This is a genomic window from Streptomyces sp. NPDC056527 (assembly GCF_042794475.1).
In the GTDB taxonomy this organism is placed as follows: domain Bacteria; phylum Actinomycetota; class Actinomycetes; order Streptomycetales; family Streptomycetaceae; genus Streptomyces.
In genome coordinates this window covers 33822-55009 of sequence record NZ_JBHTTQ010000017.1, presented here as the reverse complement: position 1 = coordinate 55009, position 21188 = coordinate 33822, and the positions used below count along the sequence as shown (strand labels likewise).

At 71.4% G+C, this 21188-nt stretch carries 19 protein-coding genes; 15 read left to right on the top strand and 4 right to left on the bottom strand.

The window, feature by feature from the left end; all coding sequences use genetic code 11:
* Window positions 1-126 precede the first annotated feature (126 nt).
* From ACFQ7Q_RS12330 to ACFQ7Q_RS12295, 8 genes are all read left to right on the top strand, one after another.
* On the top strand, window positions 127-2052 hold the full coding sequence (locus ACFQ7Q_RS12330; protein ID WP_383553024.1) for an acyl-CoA dehydrogenase family protein: 1926 nt from the start codon (window positions 127-129) through the stop codon (window positions 2050-2052).
* A gap of 86 nt (window positions 2053-2138) precedes the next feature.
* Window positions 2139-3386, top strand: a complete 1248-nt coding sequence (gene aroA, locus ACFQ7Q_RS12325) for a 3-phosphoshikimate 1-carboxyvinyltransferase (RefSeq protein WP_383553021.1) — start codon at window positions 2139-2141, stop codon at window positions 3384-3386.
* A gap of 73 nt (window positions 3387-3459) precedes the next feature.
* The gene (dxr, locus tag ACFQ7Q_RS12320; protein WP_383553018.1) at window positions 3460-4719 is read left to right on the top strand and encodes a 1-deoxy-D-xylulose-5-phosphate reductoisomerase; all 1260 of its coding nucleotides are present in this window, start codon (window positions 3460-3462) and stop codon (window positions 4717-4719) included.
* Window positions 4716-6020, top strand: a complete 1305-nt coding sequence (locus ACFQ7Q_RS12315) for a M50 family metallopeptidase (RefSeq protein WP_383553015.1) — start codon at window positions 4716-4718, stop codon at window positions 6018-6020. The genes dxr and ACFQ7Q_RS12315 overlap by 4 nt, the downstream gene beginning before the upstream one ends.
* Before the next feature lie 102 nt (window positions 6021-6122).
* Entirely contained in the window at window positions 6123-7280 is a 1158-nt protein-coding gene (gene ispG / locus ACFQ7Q_RS12310) for a flavodoxin-dependent (E)-4-hydroxy-3-methylbut-2-enyl-diphosphate synthase (RefSeq protein ID WP_329115266.1), read from the top strand.
* A gap of 140 nt (window positions 7281-7420) precedes the next feature.
* The gene (locus ACFQ7Q_RS12305) at window positions 7421-8266 is read left to right on the top strand and encodes a GNAT family N-acetyltransferase (protein ID WP_383553012.1); all 846 of its coding nucleotides are present in this window, start codon (window positions 7421-7423) and stop codon (window positions 8264-8266) included.
* A 20-nt stretch (window positions 8267-8286) separates the two neighbouring features.
* Window positions 8287-8862 (top strand): GNAT family N-acetyltransferase, encoded by a 576-nt coding sequence (locus ACFQ7Q_RS12300; RefSeq protein ID WP_383553009.1) that lies wholly within the window; start codon window positions 8287-8289, stop codon window positions 8860-8862.
* Window positions 8863-9121: 259 nt separating this feature from the next.
* Complete coding sequence (locus tag ACFQ7Q_RS12295) at window positions 9122-10822, top strand: proline--tRNA ligase (protein WP_383553006.1); 1701 nt, start codon at window positions 9122-9124, stop codon at window positions 10820-10822.
* Between the two features lie 86 nt (window positions 10823-10908).
* Here the strand turns inward: ACFQ7Q_RS12295 and ACFQ7Q_RS12290 are convergent, their stop codons facing one another.
* Genes ACFQ7Q_RS12290 through ACFQ7Q_RS12275 form a run of 4 tightly spaced genes read right to left on the bottom strand, consistent with a single transcriptional unit; the run spans window position 10909 to window position 13944 of the window.
* The gene (locus ACFQ7Q_RS12290) at window positions 10909-11880 is read right to left on the bottom strand and encodes an SPFH domain-containing protein (protein WP_383553003.1); all 972 of its coding nucleotides are present in this window, start codon (window positions 11878-11880) and stop codon (window positions 10909-10911) included.
* 47 nt (window positions 11881-11927) lie between these two features.
* The gene (locus tag ACFQ7Q_RS12285; protein ID WP_383553000.1) at window positions 11928-12827 is read right to left on the bottom strand and encodes an aminoglycoside phosphotransferase family protein; all 900 of its coding nucleotides are present in this window, start codon (window positions 12825-12827) and stop codon (window positions 11928-11930) included.
* Between the two features lie 56 nt (window positions 12828-12883).
* Complete coding sequence (locus ACFQ7Q_RS12280; RefSeq protein ID WP_383552997.1) at window positions 12884-13300, bottom strand: ferritin-like domain-containing protein; 417 nt, start codon at window positions 13298-13300, stop codon at window positions 12884-12886.
* The gene (locus tag ACFQ7Q_RS12275) at window positions 13297-13944 is read right to left on the bottom strand and encodes a hypothetical protein (RefSeq protein WP_383552994.1); all 648 of its coding nucleotides are present in this window, start codon (window positions 13942-13944) and stop codon (window positions 13297-13299) included. The genes ACFQ7Q_RS12280 and ACFQ7Q_RS12275 overlap by 4 nt, the downstream gene beginning before the upstream one ends.
* A gap of 152 nt (window positions 13945-14096) precedes the next feature.
* Here ACFQ7Q_RS12275 and rimP point away from each other — a divergent pair, with 152 nt between their 5' ends.
* The 7 genes from rimP (at window position 14097) to truB (ending at window position 21057) form a co-directional block, all read left to right on the top strand.
* On the top strand, window positions 14097-14594 hold the full coding sequence (gene rimP, locus ACFQ7Q_RS12270; protein WP_383552991.1) for a ribosome maturation factor RimP: 498 nt from the start codon (window positions 14097-14099) through the stop codon (window positions 14592-14594).
* 2 nt (window positions 14595-14596) lie between these two features.
* Window positions 14597-15604, top strand: a complete 1008-nt coding sequence (gene nusA / locus ACFQ7Q_RS12265; protein ID WP_383552988.1) for a transcription termination factor NusA — start codon at window positions 14597-14599, stop codon at window positions 15602-15604.
* 119 nt (window positions 15605-15723) lie between these two features.
* Window positions 15724-16002, top strand: a complete 279-nt coding sequence (locus ACFQ7Q_RS12260) for a YlxR family protein (protein WP_383552985.1) — start codon at window positions 15724-15726, stop codon at window positions 16000-16002.
* Between the two features lie 147 nt (window positions 16003-16149).
* Window positions 16150-19248, top strand: coding sequence for a translation initiation factor IF-2 (gene infB, locus ACFQ7Q_RS12255; RefSeq protein WP_383552982.1), 3099 nt, complete (start codon window positions 16150-16152; stop codon window positions 19246-19248).
* Window positions 19249-19388: 140 nt separating this feature from the next.
* Window positions 19389-19682, top strand: a complete 294-nt coding sequence (locus tag ACFQ7Q_RS12250) for a DUF503 domain-containing protein (protein ID WP_056644720.1) — start codon at window positions 19389-19391, stop codon at window positions 19680-19682.
* Window positions 19683-19711: 29 nt separating this feature from the next.
* Window positions 19712-20161, top strand: coding sequence for a 30S ribosome-binding factor RbfA (rbfA, locus tag ACFQ7Q_RS12245; protein ID WP_361434416.1), 450 nt, complete (start codon window positions 19712-19714; stop codon window positions 20159-20161).
* On the top strand, window positions 20161-21057 hold the full coding sequence (gene truB, locus ACFQ7Q_RS12240; protein WP_383552978.1) for a tRNA pseudouridine(55) synthase TruB: 897 nt from the start codon (window positions 20161-20163) through the stop codon (window positions 21055-21057). The genes rbfA and truB overlap by 1 nt, the downstream gene beginning before the upstream one ends.
* Window positions 21058-21188 lie beyond the last annotated feature (131 nt).

Sequence of the window (21188 nt, the reverse complement as noted above, 5' to 3'; positions counted from 1 at the left end):
GACCGACGGCCGGAGCCCACTGTGCGGGGGCTCCGGCCGTCTTCTCGTCTATCGGTCCGCCCGGAAATCGGGTACTACGGACGAGTAGCCACAAGGCCCCCCTACGAGCGGCGAGGTGAGCTCCTCATGTCCGCACCCACCCAGCGGCCCAAGGTCACCGAACGCGAGGCCCGGCAGGTCGCCGAGGCAGCGCGCGAGCAGGACTGGCGCAAACCCAGCTTTGCCAAGGAACTCTTCCTCGGCCGCTTCCGACTGGACCTCATCCACCCCCATCCGCTCCCGTCCGAGGAGGACGTACGGCGCGGCGAGGCATTCCTCGCCAAGCTGCGCGTCTTCTGCGAGACGCGCATCGACGGCCGGCTGATCGAGCGCGAGGCCCGCATCCCCGACGAGGTCGTCACCGGTCTCAAGGAACTCGGCGCCCTCGGGATGAAGATCGACCCGAAGTACGGCGGGCTCGGCCTCACCCAGGTCTACTACAACCGCGCCCTCGCCCTTGTCGGCTCCGCGAGCCCCGCGATCGGCGCGCTGCTCTCGGCCCATCAGTCCATCGGCGTTCCCCAGCCGCTGAAGATCTTCGGCACCCAGGAACAGCGCGACACCTACCTCCCCCGCCTCGCCACCACCGACATCTCGGCCTTCCTCCTCACCGAACCCGACGTGGGCTCCGACCCGGCCCGGCTCGCCACCACGGCGGTACCGGACGGCGACGACGCCTACGTCATCGACGGGGTGAAGCTCTGGACGACCAACGGGGTCGTCGCCGACCTGCTCGTCGTCATGGCGCGCGTGCCCGCGTCACCGGGCCACCGGGGCGGCATCACCGCCTTCGTCGTCGAGGCGGACTCGCCCGGCGTCACCGTCGAGCACCGCAACGCCTTCATGGGCCTGCGAGGGCTCGAGAACGGCCTCACCCGCTTCCACGGCGTCCGGGTCCCCGCCGAGAACCGCATCGGCCCGGAGGGCGCCGGCCTCAAGATCGCGCTGACGACGCTGAACACCGGCCGGCTCTCGCTCCCCGCCATGTGCGTCGGCGCCGGGAAGTGGGCCCTGAAGATCGCCCGCGAATGGGCGGCCGTACGGGAGCAGTGGGGCAAGCCGGTCGCACGCCACGAGGCGGTCGGCACGAAGATCTCCTTCATCGCGGCCACCACGTTCGCCCTGGAGGCGGTCGTCGACCTCTCCTCGCAGATGGCCGACGAGGACCGCAACGACATCCGCATCGAGGCGGCGCTCGCCAAGCTCTACGGCTCGGAGATGGGCTGCCTCATCGCCGACGAACTGGTCCAGATCCGCGGCGGGCGCGGCTACGAGACAGCCGACTCGCTGGCGGCGCGCGGGGAACGGGCCGTACCGGCCGAGCAGCTGCTCCGGGACCTGCGGATCAACCGGATCTTCGAGGGCTCGACGGAGATCATGCATCTGCTCATCGCCCGCGAGGCCGTCGACGCCCATCTGGCCGTCGCCGGCGACATCATCGACCCGGAGAAGTCGCTCGGCGACAAGGCGAAGGCGGGTGCGCGGGCCGGTGGCTTCTACGCCCGCTGGCTGCCGAAGCTCGTCGCGGGACAGGGACAGGTGCCGGGCGCGTACCGGGAGTTCGGCCCCCTCGCGACCCATCTGCGGTACGTGGAGCGGACGTCGAGGAAGCTCGCCCGGTCCACCTTCTACGCCATGTCGCGCTGGCAGGGCCGGATGGAGCTGAAGCAGGCGTTCCTCGGCCGGATCGTGGACATCGGCGCCGAGCTCTTCGCGATGAGCGCGGCGTGCGTACGGGCGGACCTGCTGCGGAACACCGACGACCACGGCAAGGAGGCGTACGCGCTCGCCGACGCCTTCTGCCGGCAGTCCCGGCTGCGCGTGGAGGAGCTCTTCGGGCGCCTCTGGTCCAACACGGACGACCTGGACCGCCGGGTCGTCGACGGGGTCCTCGCCGGCCGCTTCGAGTGGCTGGAGGCGGGAGTGGTCGACCCGAGCGACGACGGGCCCTGGATCGCGGACGCGGCCCCGGGCGCCTCGACGGAGGAGAACGTCCACCGCAAGATCCCCTGACCGGCGGGCGCGGGCCGTCGCGCCGCAGGCGTCCCGTCCTGCGGAACGACGGCCCACGACGGGGGAAGCCACGGCAGGATGGTCCCGTGACCGTCATAGAGATTCCCGGTTCCAAGTCCGTCACCGCCCGCGCGCTCTTCCTCGCCGCCGCCGCCGACGGGACCACCACCCTCCTCCGGCCGCTCCGCTCCGACGACACCGAGGGATTCGCCGAAGGGCTGAGGACCCTCGGATACGAGGTCCGGCAGGAGCCGGGGGCCTGGCACATCGAGGGCCGGCCCGCGGGTCCCGCCGTGGACACCGCCGACGTGTACTGCCGCGACGGCGCCACCACCGCCCGCTTCCTTCCCACCCTCGCCGCCGCCGGCCACGGCACCTTCCGTTTCGACGCCTCGCCCCAGATGCGCCGCCGCCCCCTCGGCCCCCTCTCCACCGCCCTGCGCACCCTCGGCGTCGACCTCCGCCACGAGGAGAACGAGGGCCACCACCCGCTCACCGTCGCCGCCCAGGGCATCAAGGGCGGCGCGCTCACCCTCGACGCCGGCCAGTCCTCCCAGTACCTGACAGCGCTGCTCATGCTCGGCCCGCTGACCGCCGAGGGCCTCGCCATCACCGTCACCGACCTGGTCTCGGAGCCGTACGTCGAGATCACCCTCGCGATGATGCGTGCCTTCGGCGCCGAGGTGACCCGGCAGGACCGCACCTACACCGTCGCCCCCACCGGCTACAAGGCGGCCACCTACCCCGTCGAGCCCGACGCCTCCACCTCCTCGTACTTCTTCGCCGCCGCCGCCCTCCGGCCCGGCCGTACCGTCACCGTTCCGGGCCTCGGCACCGGCGCGCTCCAGGGCGACCTCGGCTTCGTCGACGTCCTGCGCCGGATGGGCGCCGACGTGGAGATCACCGACACGGCCACCACCGTCCGCGGCACGGGAACGCTGCGCGGTCTGACCGTCAACATGCGCGACATCTCCGACACCATGCCGACCCTCGCCGCCCTCGCGCCCTTCGCCGACGGACCCGTCCGCATCGAGGACGTCGCCAACACGCGCGTCAAGGAGTGCGACCGCCTCGACGCCTGCGCCGAGAACCTGCGACGCCTCGGCATCGAGGTCGCGACCGGCCACGACTGGATCGAGATCCGGCCCGGGACCCCGGCGGGCCCCGCCGAGATCGCCACCCACGGCGACCACCGGATCGTCATGTCCTTCGCCGTCACCGGGCTGCGCACCCCCGGCATCACCTTCGACGACCCCGGCTGCGTGCGGAAGACGTTCCCGGACTTCCACCGGGCCTTCGGCGAGGCCTTCGGAACGGCCGCCTCCGCCGAGTGACCACAACGGGCGAAGACACCCACGGGAGGCACCCCGTGAAGACCGCACAGTCTTTGCGGCAAGAATGGGGGGCATGAGCGACCGCCCCTCTCCTCTCGCCGACCCGCACATCGTCTTCGCACCGGTCGAAGGCCGCCGGGACATCGTCGTCCTCGGCTCCACGGGATCCATCGGCACCCAGGCCATCGACCTGGTCCTGCGCAACCCCGACCGGTTCCGGGTCACCGCCCTCGCCGCCTCCGGCGGCCGCGTCGGGCTGCTCGCCGAGCAGGCGCACCGGCTGAAGGTCGCGGCGGTCGCCGTCGCCCGTGAGGACGTGGTGCCCGAGCTGCGCGACGCGCTCAAGGAGCTGTACGGCGCCGAGCCCCTGCCCGAGATCCTGGCAGGGGCCGACGCCGCCACCCAGCTCGCCGCCTCGCCCTGCCACACGGTGCTCAACGGCATCACCGGATCCATCGGCCTGGCGCCCACGCTCGCCGCCCTCGAAGCCGGCCGCACCCTCGCCCTGGCCAACAAGGAGTCGCTGATCGTCGGCGGCCCGCTGGTCAAGGCCCTCGCCAAGCCCGGCCAGATCATCCCGGTCGACTCCGAGCACGCCGCCCTCTTCCAGGCCCTCGCCGCCGGCACCCGCGCCGACGTCCGCAAGCTGGTCGTCACCGCCTCCGGCGGCCCCTTCCGCGGCCGCACGAGGGAAGAGCTGGCCCATGTCACCCGGGAGGACGCGCTCGCCCACCCCACCTGGGCCATGGGCCCGGTGATCACGGTGAACAGCGCCACCCTGGTGAACAAGGGCCTGGAGGTCATCGAGGCCCACCTCCTCTACGACATCCCCTTCGACCGCATCGAGGTCGTCGTCCACCCCCAGTCGTACGTCCACTCCATGGTCGAGTTCACCGACGGCTCCACCCTCGCCCAGGCCACCCCGCCGGACATGCGCGGCCCGATCGCCGTCGGCATCGGCTGGCCCGAGCGCGTCCCGGACGCCGCCCCCGCCTTCGACTGGACCAAGGCGTCCAGCTGGGAGTTCTTCCCGCTCGACACCGAGGCGTTCCCCTCCGTGGGCCTGGCCCGGCACGTCGGCGAACTGGGCGGCACCGCCCCCGCCGTCTTCAACGCCGCCAACGAGGAGTGCGTGGAGGCGTTTCTCGCCGGACGGCTGCCGTTCAACGGAATCATGGATACGGTCACGGCAGTCGTCACCGAACACGGAAAGCCCACCCAGGGAACCTCCCTCACGGTGTCGGACGTCCTCGAAGCGGAGACCTGGGCCCGCGCCCGGGCCCGTGAACTCGCAGAACTCGCAGTGAACGCAACCGCGGAGGCGCGCGCATGACCGTACTTCTGACGCTCCTCGGCATCGCGCTGTTCGCGGTGGGGCTGCTCGTCTCCATCGCCTGGCACGAGCTCGGCCACCTCTCCACGGCCAAGCTCTTCGGCATCCGTGTGCCGCAGTACATGGTCGGCTTCGGCCCCACCATCTGGTCGAGGAAGAAGGGCGAGACGGAGTACGGCATCAAGGCCATCCCCGCCGGCGGCTACATCCGCATGATCGGGATGTTCCCTCCCGGCAGGGACGGCCGCATCGAGGCCCGCTCCACCTCCCCGTGGCGCTCCATGATCGAGGACGCCCGTGAGGCCTCCTTCGAGGAGCTCCAGCCCGGCGACGAGAACCGGCTCTTCTACACGCGCAAGCCGTGGAAGCGCGTCATCGTGATGTTCGCCGGCCCGTTCATGAACCTGATCCTCGCCGTGCTGCTGTTCTTCGGCAGCGCCATGGCCGTCGGGTTCGAGACGCAGACCACCAAGGTCGCCGGCGTCACCAACTGCGTCATCGACCAGAGCGAGAAGCGCGACACCTGCAAGGCCAGCGACCCCGAGTCGCCCGCCAAGGCCGCCGGACTCCTCAAGGGCGACCGCATCGTCGCCTTCAACGGCGAACGCGTCTCGGACTGGAACACCCTCTCCGACCGCATCCGCGCCACCACCGGGGCCGCGACCGTCACCGTCCAGCGGGACGGCAAGGAGACGGACCTCAAGGCCACGCTCCTCGAGAACAAGGTGCTCAAGAAGGACGCGGACGGCAAGGTCGTCCAGCCGCTGCAGTACGTCACCGCCGGCTACCTGGGCTTCGAGTCCGGCCGCGAGGTCGTCCCGCTCACCTTCGGCGAGTCCGCCTCCCGCATGACCGACCAGCTCCAGGCCGGTGCCGAGTCCGTGCTCGCCCTGCCCGGCAAGATCCCGGACCTGTGGGACGCCACCTTCGGCGACGGCGAACGCAAGGCCGACTCCCCGGTCGGCGTCGTCGGGGCCGCCCGCATCAGCGGCGAGCTGATGAACATCGACGCGCCCCCGCAGACGATCCTGGTCTTCTTCCTGCAGCTGGTCGTCATGTTCAACGTCTCGCTGTTCCTGTTCAACATGCTGCCGCTGCTCCCGCTCGACGGCGGACACATCGCGGGCGCCCTGTGGGAGTCCGTGCGCCGCCACACCGCGCGGATCTTCCGGCGCCCCGACCCGGGCCCGTTCGACGTGGCCAAGCTGATGCCGGCGGCCTATGTGGTGGCGGGAGTGTTCGTCTGCTTCACGCTCCTCGTCCTCGCCGCGGACATCGTCAACCCGGTGAAGCTGACGTGACCGGAGGGTGGCCGGACCCCCTGGGTGTCCGGCCACCCGCCACCGGGGCGGTAATCTCGAAGACCTGAGCCCGATGAACCACACCTTGGGGTTGTACAGCTGATGACCGCGATCTCTCTCGGTATCCCGTCCGTTCCGACCAGGCTCGCCGAGCGGCGCAAGAGCCGCCAGATCCAGGTCGGATCGGTGGCCGTGGGCGGCGACGCACCCGTCTCTGTCCAGTCCATGACGACGACCCGAACCTCCGACATCGGCGCCACGCTCCAGCAGATCGCCGAGCTGACCGCCTCCGGCTGCCAGATCGTCCGTGTCGCGTGCCCCACCCAGGACGACGCCGACGCGCTGGCGACCATCGCCAAGAAGTCGCAGATCCCGGTCATCGCGGACATCCACTTCCAGCCGAAGTACGTCTTCGCCGCCATCGACGCCGGCTGCGCCGCGGTCCGCGTCAACCCCGGCAACATCAAGCAGTTCGACGACAAGGTCAAGGAGATCGCGCACGCCGCCAAGGCCGCGGGCACCCCGATCCGGATCGGCGTCAACGCGGGCTCGCTCGACGCCCGGCTGCTGAAGAAGTACGGCAAGGCCACCCCCGAGGCGCTGGTCGAGTCCGCGCTGTGGGAGGCCTCCCTCTTCGAGGAGCACGGCTTCGGCGACATCAAGATCTCGGTCAAGCACAACGACCCGGTCGTCATGGTCAACGCCTACCGCCAGCTGGCCGCCGCCTGCGACTACCCGCTCCACCTCGGCGTCACCGAGGCCGGCCCCGCCTTCCAGGGCACCATCAAGTCCGCCGTCGCCTTCGGCGCGCTGCTCTCCGAGGGCATCGGCGACACCATCCGCGTCTCGCTCTCCGCGCCGCCGGTCGAGGAGGTCAAGGTCGGCAACCAGATCCTGGAGTCGCTGAACCTCAAGCCGCGCCGCCTGGAGATCGTCTCCTGCCCGTCCTGCGGCCGCGCCCAGGTCGACGTCTACAAGCTGGCCGAAGAGGTCACCGCCGGCCTGGAGGGCATGGAGGTCCCGCTGCGCGTCGCCGTCATGGGCTGCGTCGTCAACGGCCCCGGCGAGGCCCGCGAGGCCGACCTCGGCGTCGCCTCCGGCAACGGCAAGGGCCAGATCTTCGTCAAGGGCGAGGTCATCAAGACCGTCCCCGAGTCGAAGATCGTCGAGACCCTCATCGAAGAGGCGATGAAGATCGCCGAACAGATGGAGAAGGACGGCGTGATGTCCGGCGAGCCGACGGTCGCCATCGGCGTCTGACCGGCCCGAGCACCCCACGAAGCCCCGCCGCGGCGCCCGTCGAACCGGGCCCCGGCGGGGCTTCGTCGCGCTCGCCCGACACCTCCGCGACGCGCCAGGTACAGTGCGGAGATCAGCAGACCGCATGGTGAGGCCCCCTCGTGTTGACGCAGACCACCACCCGGGTCCTCGACCCCGCCGACCTCGGCGCCGCGCTCGCCGTCCTCGAGAGCGCCCCCGTCGAGAACGCCTTCGTGACCGCCCGCGTCCAGGCGGCCGGACTCGATCCCTGGCGCCTCGGCGGCGAGATGTGGGGCTGGTACGCCGACGGACAGCTGCGCTCCCTCTGCTACTCAGGCGCCAATCTCGTCCCCATCTGCGCCACCCCCGACGCCGTCCGCGCCTTCGCCGACCGCGCCCGCAGGACCGGCCGCCGCTGCTCCTCCATCGTCGGCCCCGCCGAGCCCACCACCCAGCTGTGGCGGCTCCTCGAACCCAGCTGGGGGCCCGCCCGCGACGTCCGCGGCCACCAGCCTCTGATGATCACCGAGGAGCCCTCCGCCACCGTCGAGCCCGACCCTCTCGTCCGCCGCATCCGCAAGGACGAGATGGAGGTGATCATGCCCGCGTGCGTGGCCATGTTCACCGAGGAGGTCGGCATCTCGCCGATGGCCGGCGACGGCGGACTGCTCTACCAGGCCCGCGTCGCCGAACTCGTCGGCGCCGGCCGATCCTTCGCCCGCATCGAGGACGGCAAAGTCGTCTTCAAGGCCGAGATCGGCGCCGCCACCCGCCTGGCCTGCCAGATCCAGGGCGTCTGGGTGGCCCCCGAGTTCCGCGGCCGCGGCCTCTCCGAGACCGGCATGGCCGCCGTGCTGCGCTACGCCCTCGCCGACGTCGCGCCCGTCGTCAGCCTCTACGTCAACGACTACAACGCCCCGGCCAGGGCCTCTTACCGCCGCGTCGGCTTCCGTGAGGTCGGGGCCTTCATGAGCGTGCTCTTCTGAGGCACTTGTAAAGTCGGCGCATGGATGACGCTGACGTCACGATCGGACCGGTCAATCTCGCCGCGCGGGTGGACGACGCCCTCGCGGTCCAGGCGCTGGCCTTCGGGCTCAGCGAGGACGAGATCGTCGTACGACGCCACATCGTGCTCCGCCATCTGCTCAACCCCGGCGCCTGCGCCTACGGCGCGACCGACGCCGCCGGCCGGCTGGTCGGCTTCGTGTACGGGATGCCCAACGACCGCACCCACTGGTGGTCCGGCATCGTGGAGCCCTACCTCCGCGCCGGCGGCACCGCGGACTGGCTCGACGACTCGTTCGTGATCACCGAGCTCCATGTCCACCCCTCCTACCAGGGGCGGGGCATCGGCCGTGAGCTGATCACCGCCATCACCGACCAGTCGGACCTGCCCCGGTCGATCCTCTCGGCGATCGACACCGAGAGCCCCGCCCGCGGCCTGTACCGGGCCCTCGGCTACAAGGACCTGGCCCGCCGGGTCCACTTCCCCAGCGCACCCCGCCCGTACGCCGTGATGGGCGCCCCGCTGCCGCTGCCGCGCCGGAACGGACTCGGCGCAACCGGTTCGCCACGGAACTGATTTCACCCAGCCCGCACCGCCCGGCTAACCTCCTAGGGGGTGTCCGGCGGACCACGGCCGGGGCCACGACGTCCGGCACGGCACCTCGCCGCGTTGCCGAAACGCCTGAATGGCTCCGCTATTGAGGCGCTCCGGCTGCGATGCGTCCCCTAGGCCCTGGGGGCCTGGGGAGACCCCAGGCACCGGACGCCGCGTCCTTTCCGGCCCTGGTCCGCCGGACACCCCCAGCCATCACCCTTACCGCAGGAGTACGAGAACCATGGCCAACGTACCGGTCCAGCGCATGTCCCAGTTGATGGCGAAGACGCTGCGCGACGACCCGGCGGACGCCGAGGTCCTCAGCCACAAGCTCCTCGTCCGCGCCGGCTACGTCCGCCGCACCGCCGCCGGCATCTGGAGCTGGCTGCCCCTGGGCAGGAAGGTCCTCGCCAACGTCGAGCGCATCGTCCGCGAGGAGATGGACGCCATCGGCGCACAGGAGGTCTCCCTCCCCGCCCTGCTGCCCCGTGAGCCCTACGAGGCGACCGGCCGCTGGGACGAGTACGGCGCCGAGCTGTTCCGCCTCCAGGACCGCAGGGGCGGCGACTACCTCCTCGGCCCGACCCACGAGGAGATCTTCACCCTCCTGGTGAAGGACCAGTGCTCGTCCTACAAGGACCTGCCGGTCATCCTGTACCAGATCCAGACGAAGTTCCGCGACGAGGCCCGCCCCCGCGCCGGCATCCTGCGCGGCCGCGAGTTCCTGATGAAGGACTCGTACTCCTTCGACACGGAGGACGAGGGCCTCGCCCAGTCCTACGCGCTGCACCGTGAGGCCTACAAGCGCGTCTTCGAGCGCCTCGGCCTCGACTACCGCATCGTCGCCGCCACCGCCGGCGCCATGGGCGGCTCGAAGTCCGAGGAGTTCCTCGCCCCGGCCGAGGCCGGCGAGGACACATTCGCCGACTGCCCGAACTGCGACTTCGCCGCCAACACCGAGGCGATCTCCTACGAGCTCAAGCCCGTCGACGGCTCGGCCGTCGCGGCCGCCGAGGAGATCCCCACCCCCGACACCCCGACCATCGAGACCCTGGCCGCCTCCCTCGGCGTCCCGGCCTCCGCCACGCTCAAGAACCTCCTCGTGAAGGTCGACGGCGAGATCGTCGCCGTGGGCGTGCCCGGCGACCGCGAGGTCGACATGGGCAAGGTCGAGGAGCACTTCGCCCCCGCGACCGTCGAGATGGTCACCGAGGCCGACTTCGCCGAGCGCGAGGACCTCGTCCGCGGCTACGTCGGCCCGCAGGGCCTGGAGAAGGTCAAGTACATCGCCGACCCCCGCGTGGCGCCGGGCACGGCGTGGATCACGGGCGCGAACAAGGAGGGCATGCACGCGAAGAACGTCGTCGCGGGGCGTGACTTCGAGGTCGACGAGTACGTCGACGTCGTGGTCGTCCAGGTCGGCGACCCGTGCCCGAAGTGCGGCACCGGCCTGACGCTGGACCGCGCGATCGAGATCGGCCACATCTTCCAGCTGGGCCGCAAGTACGCCGACGCCCTCAAGCTCGACGTCCTCGGCCAGAACGGCAAGCCGGTCCGCGTGACCATGGGCTCGTACGGCATCGGCGTCTCGCGCGCCGTGGCCGCGCTCGCCGAGCAGTCCGCCGACGACAAGGGTCTGTGCTGGCCCGCCGAGGTCGCCCCGGCCGACGTCCACGTCGTCGCCGCCGGCAAGGCCCTCCAGACCGAGCTGGCCCTGGAGGTCTCCGAGAAGCTGCGTGCGGCCGGTCTCCGCGTGCTCGTGGACGACCGCGCGGGCGTCTCGCCCGGCGTGAAGTTCACCGACGCGGAGCTGATCGGCGTCCCGAAGATCCTGGTCGCCGGCCGTCGCTCGGCGGAGGGCGTCGTGGAGCTGAAGGACCGCCGCACGGGGGAGCGCGAGGAGCTCCCCGTGGCAGAGGCGATCGCGCGCCTGAGCGCGTAGTGGTCCGGGGCGGGCTCACCCGAAACGGGTGGCCCGCCCCGCACTGCGGAACGCCTGCCCGCAGATCCGGTCGCGCGTCGGGCCGCCTACGCCGCCTCGTCCCGCGGGACCGGGTCCGCCGGGGGACCCGCGACCGTCTCGTCCGGTAGGGGCGGGAGGTCCGCCAGGTCCGCCAGATCGGGGAGGTCCCTCGTGGGGCGGGGCTCCGTCGGGGGTCCCGGCAAGGGATCCTGGAAGGTCTCCGGTGCCGCCACGGGCACATGCGGCGCGGCCGACTCACCGGACTCCGCGCCCTGCGGCGTCCCCGCCCGCTCCAGGAACCGCAGCAGCTCCACCGGGATCGGCAGCACCAGCGTCGAGTTCTTCTCCGCCGACACCGCCATCACCGTCTGCAACAGCCTCAGCTGCAGCGCCGCCGGCTGCTCCGACATCACCCCGGCCGCCTCGGCCAGCTTCTTCGACGCCTGCAGCTCCGCGTCCGCGTTGATCAGCCGTGCCCGCCGCTCCCGGTCCGCCTCCGCCTGCCGCGCCATCGAGCGCTTCATCGTCTCCGGCAGCGAGACGTCCTTGATCTCGACCCGGTCGATCGCGACACCCCAGCCCATCGCCGGACTGTCGAGCATCAGCTCGAGACCCTGGTTGAGCTTCTCCCGGTTCGACAGCAGGTCGTCCAGATCGCTCTTGCCGATGATCGACCGCAGCGAGGTCTGCGCCATCTGCGAGACGGCGAACTTGTAGTCCTCCACCCGCACGAGCGCGTCCGCCGCGTCGACCACCTTGAAGTACACGACGGCGTCCACCCGCACCGTCACGTTGTCCCGGGTGATGCCCTCCTGCGCGGGCACGGGCAGCGTCACGATCTGCAGGTTCACCTTGTGGAGCCGGTCGATGACCGGCACGATCATCGTGAACCCCGGCTGCCGGACCTCGTTCAGCAGCCGACCGAAGCGGAACACCACGCCTCGTTCGTACTGCTTCACCACGCGCGCGGCCGCGGCCGAGTACACCACGGCCGCAGTCGCGGTCGCCGCCGCCGCTGTCAACAGCTCCTCGAGCATCGCGGCCCCCTGAGGTCCGAGCCGAGCGTTACAGCAAGGGTATTCCCCTACAGCCAGCCCGCGAACTCCAACAACAGCTCCGCATCCTGATGACGCCCCGCCGTGAGCGCCCGTGTACCCGACTCGACCGCCCGGAAGAGAGTCCAGCCGCGCAGCCGCTCGCGGTCCACCTCCAGCGAGTCCGCCAGCTTGTTGACCCTGCGGCGGGCCGCCGACGCTCCAGCCGATGCCGCCACCAGGTCCTCGACCCGGTCCCGTACGAGCCGCGCCAGGTCGTAGGCGCGCTCGCCGACCAGCGGTTCGGGGCCCACGGCCAGCCAGGGCGCGCGCTCTCCGGCCAGGACCTTGCCCTGCCGGAAGCAGCCGTGCAGGAGCAGCGTCTCGGGGGAGTCGCCGGCCAGCTCCTCGCGCGCCGCCAGCGCGGCGGCCGTGAGCGCCCCGGCCTCGGAGTGGGCGCGGTAGGACTCCATCGCCGCCGCCTGCCGGGCCGTGCGCTCGGCCACGGACTCGAAGCCGTGCCCCGCGGGCGGCTCGACCCACAGCTTCCGGACCGTACCGGCGGCTTCGAGCAGCGCCTTCGCCTCCGGGAGGGAACGCAGCGACACCTCGGTGTGCAGCCGTTCGAGGACCAGCGAGCCGTCCTCGGCCGCGTCCAGCAGCCTTACCGCGCCCCAGCCGTTCCAGTGCGCCAGCGCGTCCCGCTCCAGGTCCGGCCGGGCGATCTCGGGGGCGATCTTCAGCGCCGCCGGGGAGCCGTCCTGCCGCCGCACGAGGACGACCAGGCTGCTGCGCCCGCCGGGCGCCACCACCCGTTCGCTGTCCAGTGAGGCATGCTCCAGCGCGGTCCGCGCCAGCTCGGGCAGCTTCCCGAGCCACTCGGTCGCGACAGCGTCCCCGTACGTCTCACCGAGCGCCCGTACCAGTCGCTGCGGCGGTTCGAAACCCATGCGTACGTTGTTCCTTCTGCAGTACCGGAGCCTGGTCAGGGCCGTCAGAGCCGGACTCACACCCGCTCGGCGAGCCCAGGAAAGGTTACGTCGGTGCCGCGCCAGCGAACGGCCCGTACCGCCGCCTCGCGCAACGCGGCGGCCGCGTCCCGCCGCAGCGGTCCCTCGGCGGCCCGCACGAGATCGGAGTACACCCCTGCCACCCGGTCCTCCAGGACCGCGGCGAGCCGCACGGCCGCGGCGGTGTCCGGCACCGGGAACGGCAGTTCGTAGCCGGCCGCCGCGGCGGCCGGCTCCCCGCCCAAATCCCGTACGGTCCTGCGCAGTCCGTCCCGCCGGGCCCGGTGCGCCTCGTAGGCCGAAGTGGCCTCGGTGCGCCTCTCGGTGCCGATCCGGCCGCCGACGACGCCGTACCCGTACACCGCCGCATGCTCGGCGGCGAGCGCGGCCTGCGCCGCGTCCAGGGCGCTCATGCCCGGCCTCCTTCGGTCAGCAGATACGCGTGGGCCGCGCCGGCCGCCGCCACCGAGGCGAGCAGCCGGGCGTACTCGGGCGGCGCGTCGAGCAGCGTCGCCGTGTGCGCGTCGGCGGTCCTGCGGACGGTGGCCGCGAGGTCCTTGAGGGCGGCCACCGGGTCGGCCGGAACGGGCGCGGGAGTCGGCGTCGGCGTCGTGCCCGACGCGGTGACACCGGGGGTGTCCGCCGGCCGGGTGTCCGCCGTTCGAGCGGCCTTGGCTCCCGGTCCGTCCGAGGCGGGGGCCTTCGCCTCCGTGCCCTCCGCGTCGCGCGGCTCCCCGCTCGCGGTGGACCCGCCGGTCGGCAGCGGCGTCACTCCCTCGGCCAGGGCGGCGGCGTGCGCCGCCACCGCGCGTCGCAGCGGGGTCAGTTGCTCCGTCAGCGACGGGTGCGCAGCCAGCACCGCGTCGTAACGTTCCAGCAGGGTCAGGGTCGTCGTCACCGATCCGCGGCGCAGCGCGGCCTCGGCGAGTGCCGCCCGTTCGGCCGCGGTCTGCTTCCTCGGCCGCTCGCCGCCACCCCCGTCGGACGTGCAGCCGACCAGTGTCACCGCCCCCGCCGCCAGGAGCGCCCGTCTGCCCACGGTCCCCGTGCGCCCCACATCCACTCCCTCGGCCTCGGTCGAAGATCACCGCAGGCGAGCGTACCCGCGGCCCTCGGCCCCGTGGACGGCAACACCCCCCGGGACCGGATACCCTTTGGTCTGACACGCGACGAACCCACAACAGCACACGCGGCCGAGGAGTCACCCGGATGAGCACCACCCAGAGCGACAGGCTGCGAGCACTCCTTGAGCCGCTCATCGCCTCGCAGGGACTCGAACTCGAAGAGCTCGAGGTGGCCTCCGTGGGACGCAAGCGGGTGCTGCGCGTCGTCGTCGACTCCGAAGAGGGAGCCGACCTGGACCAGGTCGCCGATGTGAGCCGCGCGCTCTCGGAGACGCTGGACGAGACGGACGCGATGGGCGAGGGGGAGTACACCCTCGAGGTCGGCACCCCGGGCGCGGAACGCCCGCTCACCGAGCACCGCCACTACGTGCGCGCCACCGGCCGCCTTGCCAAGCTGCAGCTGAACGATGGTGGAGAGCTCGTCGCGCGGATCCTCACCGTGGACGAAGACGGCATCGACCTCGAAGTGCCGGGCGTGAAGGGGCGCAAGCCCACCGCCCGCCGAGTCGAGTTCGCCGACATCGCCAAGGCGCGTGTCGAGATCGAGTTCAACCGCAAGGACAAGAAGGAAGAGGAGGCGTAGCCGTGGACATCGACGTGAAGCTCCTGAAGGGCTTGGCACAAGAGAAGGAGATCTCCTTCGACCTGTTGGTCGAGGCGATCGAGTCGGCCCTCCTCATCGCGTACCACCGCACCCCGTCCGCCCGCCGCCACGCGCGCGTGGAGCTGAACCGGCAGACCGGTCATGTGACGGTGTGGGCCAAGGAGGACCCCTCCGAGCTGGAGGAGGGCCAGGAGCCCAAGGACTTCGACGACACCCCGTCGGACTTCGGCCGGATCGCGGCGAGCACCGCCCGTCAGGTCATCCAGCAGCGGCTGCGTGACGCCGAGAACGACGTCACCTTCGGCGAGTACGCCCGCCGCGAGGGCGACATCGTCGCCGGCCAGGTGCAGCAGGGCAAGGACCCGAAGAACGTCCTCGTCAAGCTCGACGACAAGCTGGAAGCCATCCTTCCGGTGCAGGAGCAGGTGCCGGGCGAGGAGTACACGCACGGTCTGCGGCTGCGCACGTACGTGGTCCGCGTCGCCAAGGGTGTCCGCGGTCCGTCCGTCACCCTTTCGCGCACGCACCCCAATCTGGTGAAGAAGCTGTTCGCGCTGGAGGTCCCCGAGATCGCCGACGGTTCCGTCGAGATCGCGGCGATCGCCCGTGAGGCCGGTCACCGCACCAAGATCGCCGTACGGTCCACCCGTTCGGGCCTGAACGCCAAGGGCGCCTGCATCGGCCCCATGGGCAGCCGCGTGCGCAACGTCATGGCGGAGCTGCTCGGCGAGAAGATCGACATCGTCGACTGGTCCGACGACCCGGCCGAGATGGTGGCCAGCGCGCTCTCCCCGGCGCGGGTCTCCAAGGTCGAGATCGTGGACCTGGCGGCCCGGTCCGCCCGGGTGACCGTGCCCGACTACCAGCTGTCGCTGGCCATCGGCAAGGAGGGGCAGAACGCCCGCCTCGCCGCCCGCCTCACCGGCTGGCGCATCGACATCCGTCCGGACACGGAGCAAGCGTCCGACGAGCGGCGCGACCGCGACTGAGCGCGCCGCAGGGAATGCATCTCGCCCTCGTCACGTTCTGTGAGAGCGAGATCACGACAAACGACCGTTCGATTTTTGCCCCAAACGGGTGAGGTCGCTACGGGGAGGTAGACTTAGCCGTGTCTGGCCGGACGCAAGACCGAGCGTGCCCTGAGCGAACCTGTGTGGGATGCCGGGAGCGAGCGGCCAAGAGCGATCTGCTGCGCATCGTGGAGGTCGAGGGCGCGTGTGTCCCCGATCATCGCGGTACGCTGCCCGGCCGGGGTGCGTATCTGCATCCCGCCTCGGTCTGTCTCGACCTGGCGGTCCGCCGCCGGGCGTTCCCGAGGGCCTTCAGGGTCCAGGGGCCGCTCGAAACGGCGGATATTCGCTATCACGTAGAGCGGCAGACTTTGTAAGAAGAAGTACGGCACGGAAGACCGTGCGGTCAGGTACCTCGCGAGTTGGAAGTAGGTCGAGATTGCGATGAGCACTCGATGAGTACGCGATGAGTACGCCCATGAAGTAGCGACGGTCCGGCGGTAACCGGACCTAAAAGGAGCGAAGTGGCTAAGGTCCGGGTATACGAACTCGCCAAGGAGTTCGGTGTGGAGAGCAAGGTCGTCATGGCCAAGCTCCAAGAACTCGGTGAATTCGTCCGTTCGGCGTCCTCGACTATCGAGGCGCCGGTCGTGCGCAAGTTGACTGATGCGTTGCAGGGTCCCGGCGGTGGCGCCGGCAAGACCGCTGCGAAGCCTGGCGCGCCTCGCAAGGCCGCCCCCTCGAAGCCCGCGGCGCCGTCTCCGGCCGCCGCGGCACGTCCCGCTGCCCCGAAGCCCGGCGCCCCGGCCCCCAAGCCGGCCCCCGCCGCGCCTGCGGCGCCGGCCCCGGTCACTCCGGCCGCGCCCGCGAGCAGCACCCCCTCTCCGGCTCCGGCCGCCTCGGGCCCCCGCCCGGGCCCGAAGCCCGCGCCCAAGCCGGTCACGCCGGCTCCGGCCGCGCCCGAGTTCACCGCGCCCCCGTCGGCTCCCGCCGCCGGTCAGCGCCCCGGTGGCGCGACCCCGGGACCCCGTCCCGCCGGCGAGCGTCCCGCCCGTCCGGGTCAGGGCGCGCCGCGTCCGCAGGGCCAGGGTGCCCCGCGTCCGCAGGGCCAGGGCGCTCCGCGTCCGGGCGGTGCCCGTCCGGCCGGTCCGCGTCCGGGCAACAACCCCTTCACCTCGGGTGGCTCCACCGGAATGGCGCGCCCGCAGGCGCCCCGTCCGGGTGGCGGTGCCCCCCGTCCCGGCGGCGGTGCCGTTCCGGGTGCCCCGCGTCCGCAGGGCGGCCCCGGTGGCGCCCCGCGTCCCCAGGGCCAGGGCGGCGCGCGTCCCACCCCCGGTGGCATGCCGCGTCCGCAGGCTCCCCGTCCGGGCGGCGCGCCCGGCGGTAACCGTCCGAACCCCGGCATGATGCCGCAGCGTCCCGCTGCCGGCCCGCGTCCCGGTGGTGGCCCTGGCGGTCGTGGCCCCGGTGGCCCCGGCGGTCGTCCGGGTGGCGGCGGCGGTCGTCCCGGTGGCGGCGGCGGCTTCGCCGGCCGTCCGGCCGGTCCCGGCGGTGGCGGCGGCGGCTTCGCCGGTCGTCCCGGTGGTCCCGGTGGCGGCGGCGGTCGTCCGGGTGGTCCCGGCGGCGGTGGCGGCGGCTTCGGCGGTCGTCCCGGCGGCTTCGGTGGACGTCCCGGTGGCCCCGGTGGCCGTGGTGGCACGCAGGGCGCCTTCGGTCGTCCCGGCGGTCCCGCGCGTCGTGGTCGCAAGTCGAAGCGTCAGAGGCGCCAGGAGTACGAGGCCATGCAGGCCCCGTCGGTCGGCGGCGTGATGCTGCCCCGCGGCGGCGGCGAGACCATTCGCCTGTCGCGCGGTGCGTCCCTCACCGACTTCGCCGAGAAGATCGGCGCCAACCCGGCGTCGCTCGTCGCGGTGATGATGAACCTCGGTGAGATGGTCACGGCCACGCAGTCCGTCTCCGACGACACGCTGACGATGCTCGGCGAGGAGATGAACTACACCGTTCAGATCGTCTCGCCGGAGGAAGAGGACCGCGAGCTCCTCGAGTCCTTCGACATCGAGTTCGGCGAGGACGAGGGCGGCGAAGAGGCTCTGGTCTCCCGTCCGCCGGTCGTCACCGTCATGGGTCACGTCGACCACGGTAAGACCCGACTTCTCGACGCGATCCGCAAGACGAACGTCGTCGCGGGCGAGGCCGGTGGCATCACCCAGCACATCGGTGCCTACCAGGTGGGCACCGAGGTCAACGGTGAAGAGCGCAAGATCACCTTCATCGACACCCCGGGTCACGAGGCGTTCACCGCCATGCGTGCCCGTGGTGCGAAGTCGACCGACATCGCGATCCTCGTGGTGGCGGCCAACGACGGTGTGATGCCTCAGACGATCGAGGCGCTGAACCACGCCAAGGCGGCCGACGTGCCGATCGTGGTCGCGGTCAACAAGATCGACGTCGAGGGCGCGGACCCGACCAAGGTCCGTGGTCAGCTGACCGAGTTCGGTCTGGTGGCCGAGGAGTACGGCGGCGACACGATGTTCGTCGACATCTCCGCCAAGCAGGGTCTGAACATCGACTCGCTGCTGGAGGCCGTGGTCCTCACCGCCGACGCCTCGCTCGACCTGCGGGCCAACCCGGAGCAGGACGCGCAGGGTATTGCGATCGAGTCCCACCTCGACCGCGGTCGCGGTGCCGTCTCGACCGTCCTGGTCCAGCGCGGAACGCTGCGCATCGGCGACACCGTGGTGGTCGGCGACGCGTACGGCCGCGTCCGGGCGATGCTCGACGACAAGGGCAACAACGTCGAGGAGGCGGCTCCGTCGACTCCCGTCCTGGTGCTCGGTCTCACCAACGTGCCGGGTGCCGGCGACAACCTCCTGGTCGTCGACGAGGACCGTACGGCCCGTCAGATCGCCGAGAAGCGTGCTGCGCGTGAGCGCAACGCCGCCTTCGCCAAGCGCGTCCGCCGGGTGTCCCTCGAGGACCTCGACAAGGTGCTCAAGGCCGGTCTGGTCCAGGAACTCAACCTCATCATCAAGGGCGACGCGTCCGGTGCGGTCGAGGCTCTCGAGTCCTCGCTGCTCCAGCTCGACGTCGGCGAAGAGGTCGACATCCGTGTCCTGCACCGCGGTGTGGGTGCGGTCACCGAGTCCGACATCGACCTGGCCATGGGCTCCGACGCCATCGTCATCGGCTACAACGTCCGCGCTGCCGGCCGTGCCGCGCAGATGGCGGAGCGCGAAGGCGTCGACGTCCGGTACTACTCGGTGATCTACCAGGCCATCGAGGAGATCGAGGCGGCCCTCAAGGGTCTCCTCAAGCCGGAGTACGAAGAGGTCGAGCTCGGTACGGCGGAGATCCGCGAGGTCTTCCGCTCGTCCAAGCTGGGCAACATCGCCGGTGTCCTCATCCGCTCCGGCGAGGTCAAGCGCAACACCAAGGCGCGCCTCGTCCGCGACGGCAAGGTCATCGCCGAGGACCTCACGATCCACGGTCTGCGCCGCTTCAAGGACGACGTCACCGAGATCCGCGAAGGCTTCGAGGGCGGTATCAACCTCGGAAACTTCAACGACATCAAGATCGACGACGTCATCGCGACGTACGAGATGCGCGAGAAGCCGCGCTCCTGAGCGCAGCGATAGGACGGGGCCGGTCGGCGGGAGTTATTCCGTCGATCGGCCCCGGCCGTTGCGTGTACGGTTCTGGTGTTCCTGCCAAGCGACGGCGTGGCAGGCCACCGAACCCGAACCGGCGGGACATCCGGCATTACATGTACGTGGGGACTCTGTCCTTCGATCTGCTCCTCGGCGACGTTCATTCGTTGAAGGAGAAACGCTCCGTCGTCCGGCCCATCGTCGCCGAGCTCCAGCGCAAGTTCTCCGTGAGCGCGGCCGAGGTGGGCGACCAGGACCTCCATCGCAGGGCCCGCCTGGGCGTCGCGCTGGTGGCGGGGGACCCGGGGTTCGTATCGGACGTGCTCGACCGCTGTGAGCGGCTGGTCGCGGCACGGCCCGAGGTGGAGCTGCTGTCGGTGCGACGCAGGCTCCACACTGATGAAGACTGAATGAGCAAGGCAAAGAAGGAGAAGGACCAGTGGCCGACAACGCGCGGGCGAAGAAGCTGGCGGACCTCATCCGGGAGGTGGTCGCCGAGAAGCTGCAGCGCGGCATCAAGGACCCGCGCCTGGGTACGCACGTGACCATCACGGACACCCGCGTCACCGGTGACCTGCGGGAGGCCACGGTCTTCTACACGGTCTACGGCGACGACGAGGAGCGGGCCAGCGCGGCCGCCGGGCTGGAGAGCGCCAAGGGCATCCTGCGCTCCGCCGTCGGTGCCGCGGCCGGGACGAAGTTCACGCCGACGCTGACCTTCGTCGCGGACGCCCTCCCGGAGACCGCCAAGACGATCGAGGACCTCCTCGACAAGGCGCGGGCCTCGGACGCCAAGGTGCGCGAGGCGTCCTCGGGCGCCAAGTACGCCGGCGAGGCCGACCCGTACCGCAAGCCCGAGGACGAGGACGAAGAGGGCACCACCGCCTGATGAGCACCGCAAAGACGCCCGACGGCCTTGTCATCGTCGACAAGCCGTCGGGCTTCACTTCGCACGACGTCGTGGCCAAGATGCGCGGGATCGCCAGGACCCGTCGCGTCGGCCACGCGGGCACGCTCGACCCCATGGCGACGGGCGTCCTCGTCCTCGGCGTGGAGCGGGCGACCAAGCTGCTCGGTCACCTCGCGCTGACCGAGAAGGAGTACCTCGGCACCATCCGCCTCGGCCAGACAACGATCACCGACGACGCCGAGGGCGAGATCACGGCCTCCGTGGACGCGTCCAAGGTGACCCGTGAGGGGATCGACGCGGGCGTGGCGGAGCTGACCGGCGCCATCATGCAGGTGCCGTCCAAGGTCTCCGCCATCAAGATCGACGGCAAGCGGTCGTACGCGCGCGTGCGCGGCGGCGAGGAGTTCGAGATCCCGGCCCGGCCGGTCACGGTCTCGTCCTTCCAGGTGTACGACGTCCGGGAGGCCACCGCCGAGGACGGCACGCCCGTCGTCGACCTGGTCGTCTCCGTGGTCTGCTCCTCCGGTACGTACATCCGGGCGCTCGCCCGTGACCTGGGCGCCGGACTCGGCGTGGGCGGTCATCTGACCGCGCTGCGGCGGACCCGGGTCGGCCCGTACAAGCTGGACTCGGCCAGGACCCTGGACCAGCTCCAGGAGGAGCTGACGGTCATGCCGGTCGCCGAGGCGGCCGGGGCGGCGTTCCCCCGCTGGGACGTCGACGAGAAGCGGGCCCGGCTGCTGCTGAACGGCGTGCGTCTGGAGATGCCGTCGTACCCGGCGGGCCCCGTGGCGGTCTTCGCCCCGGACGGCCGGCTGCTGGCGCTCGTGGAGGACCAGAAGGGCAAGGCCAAGAGCCTGGCCGTCTTCGGCTGAGAGCCCTGGTCATGGTGGAGCGGGGAGGCCCCCCGGCCCCCCGCAACGAGCCCCGCCCCGGGCAGGGAAAACAATCCCCAAACCCCAATAAACACAAACGGCAGTCCCACCGCTGGAAAAAGGGGGGATAC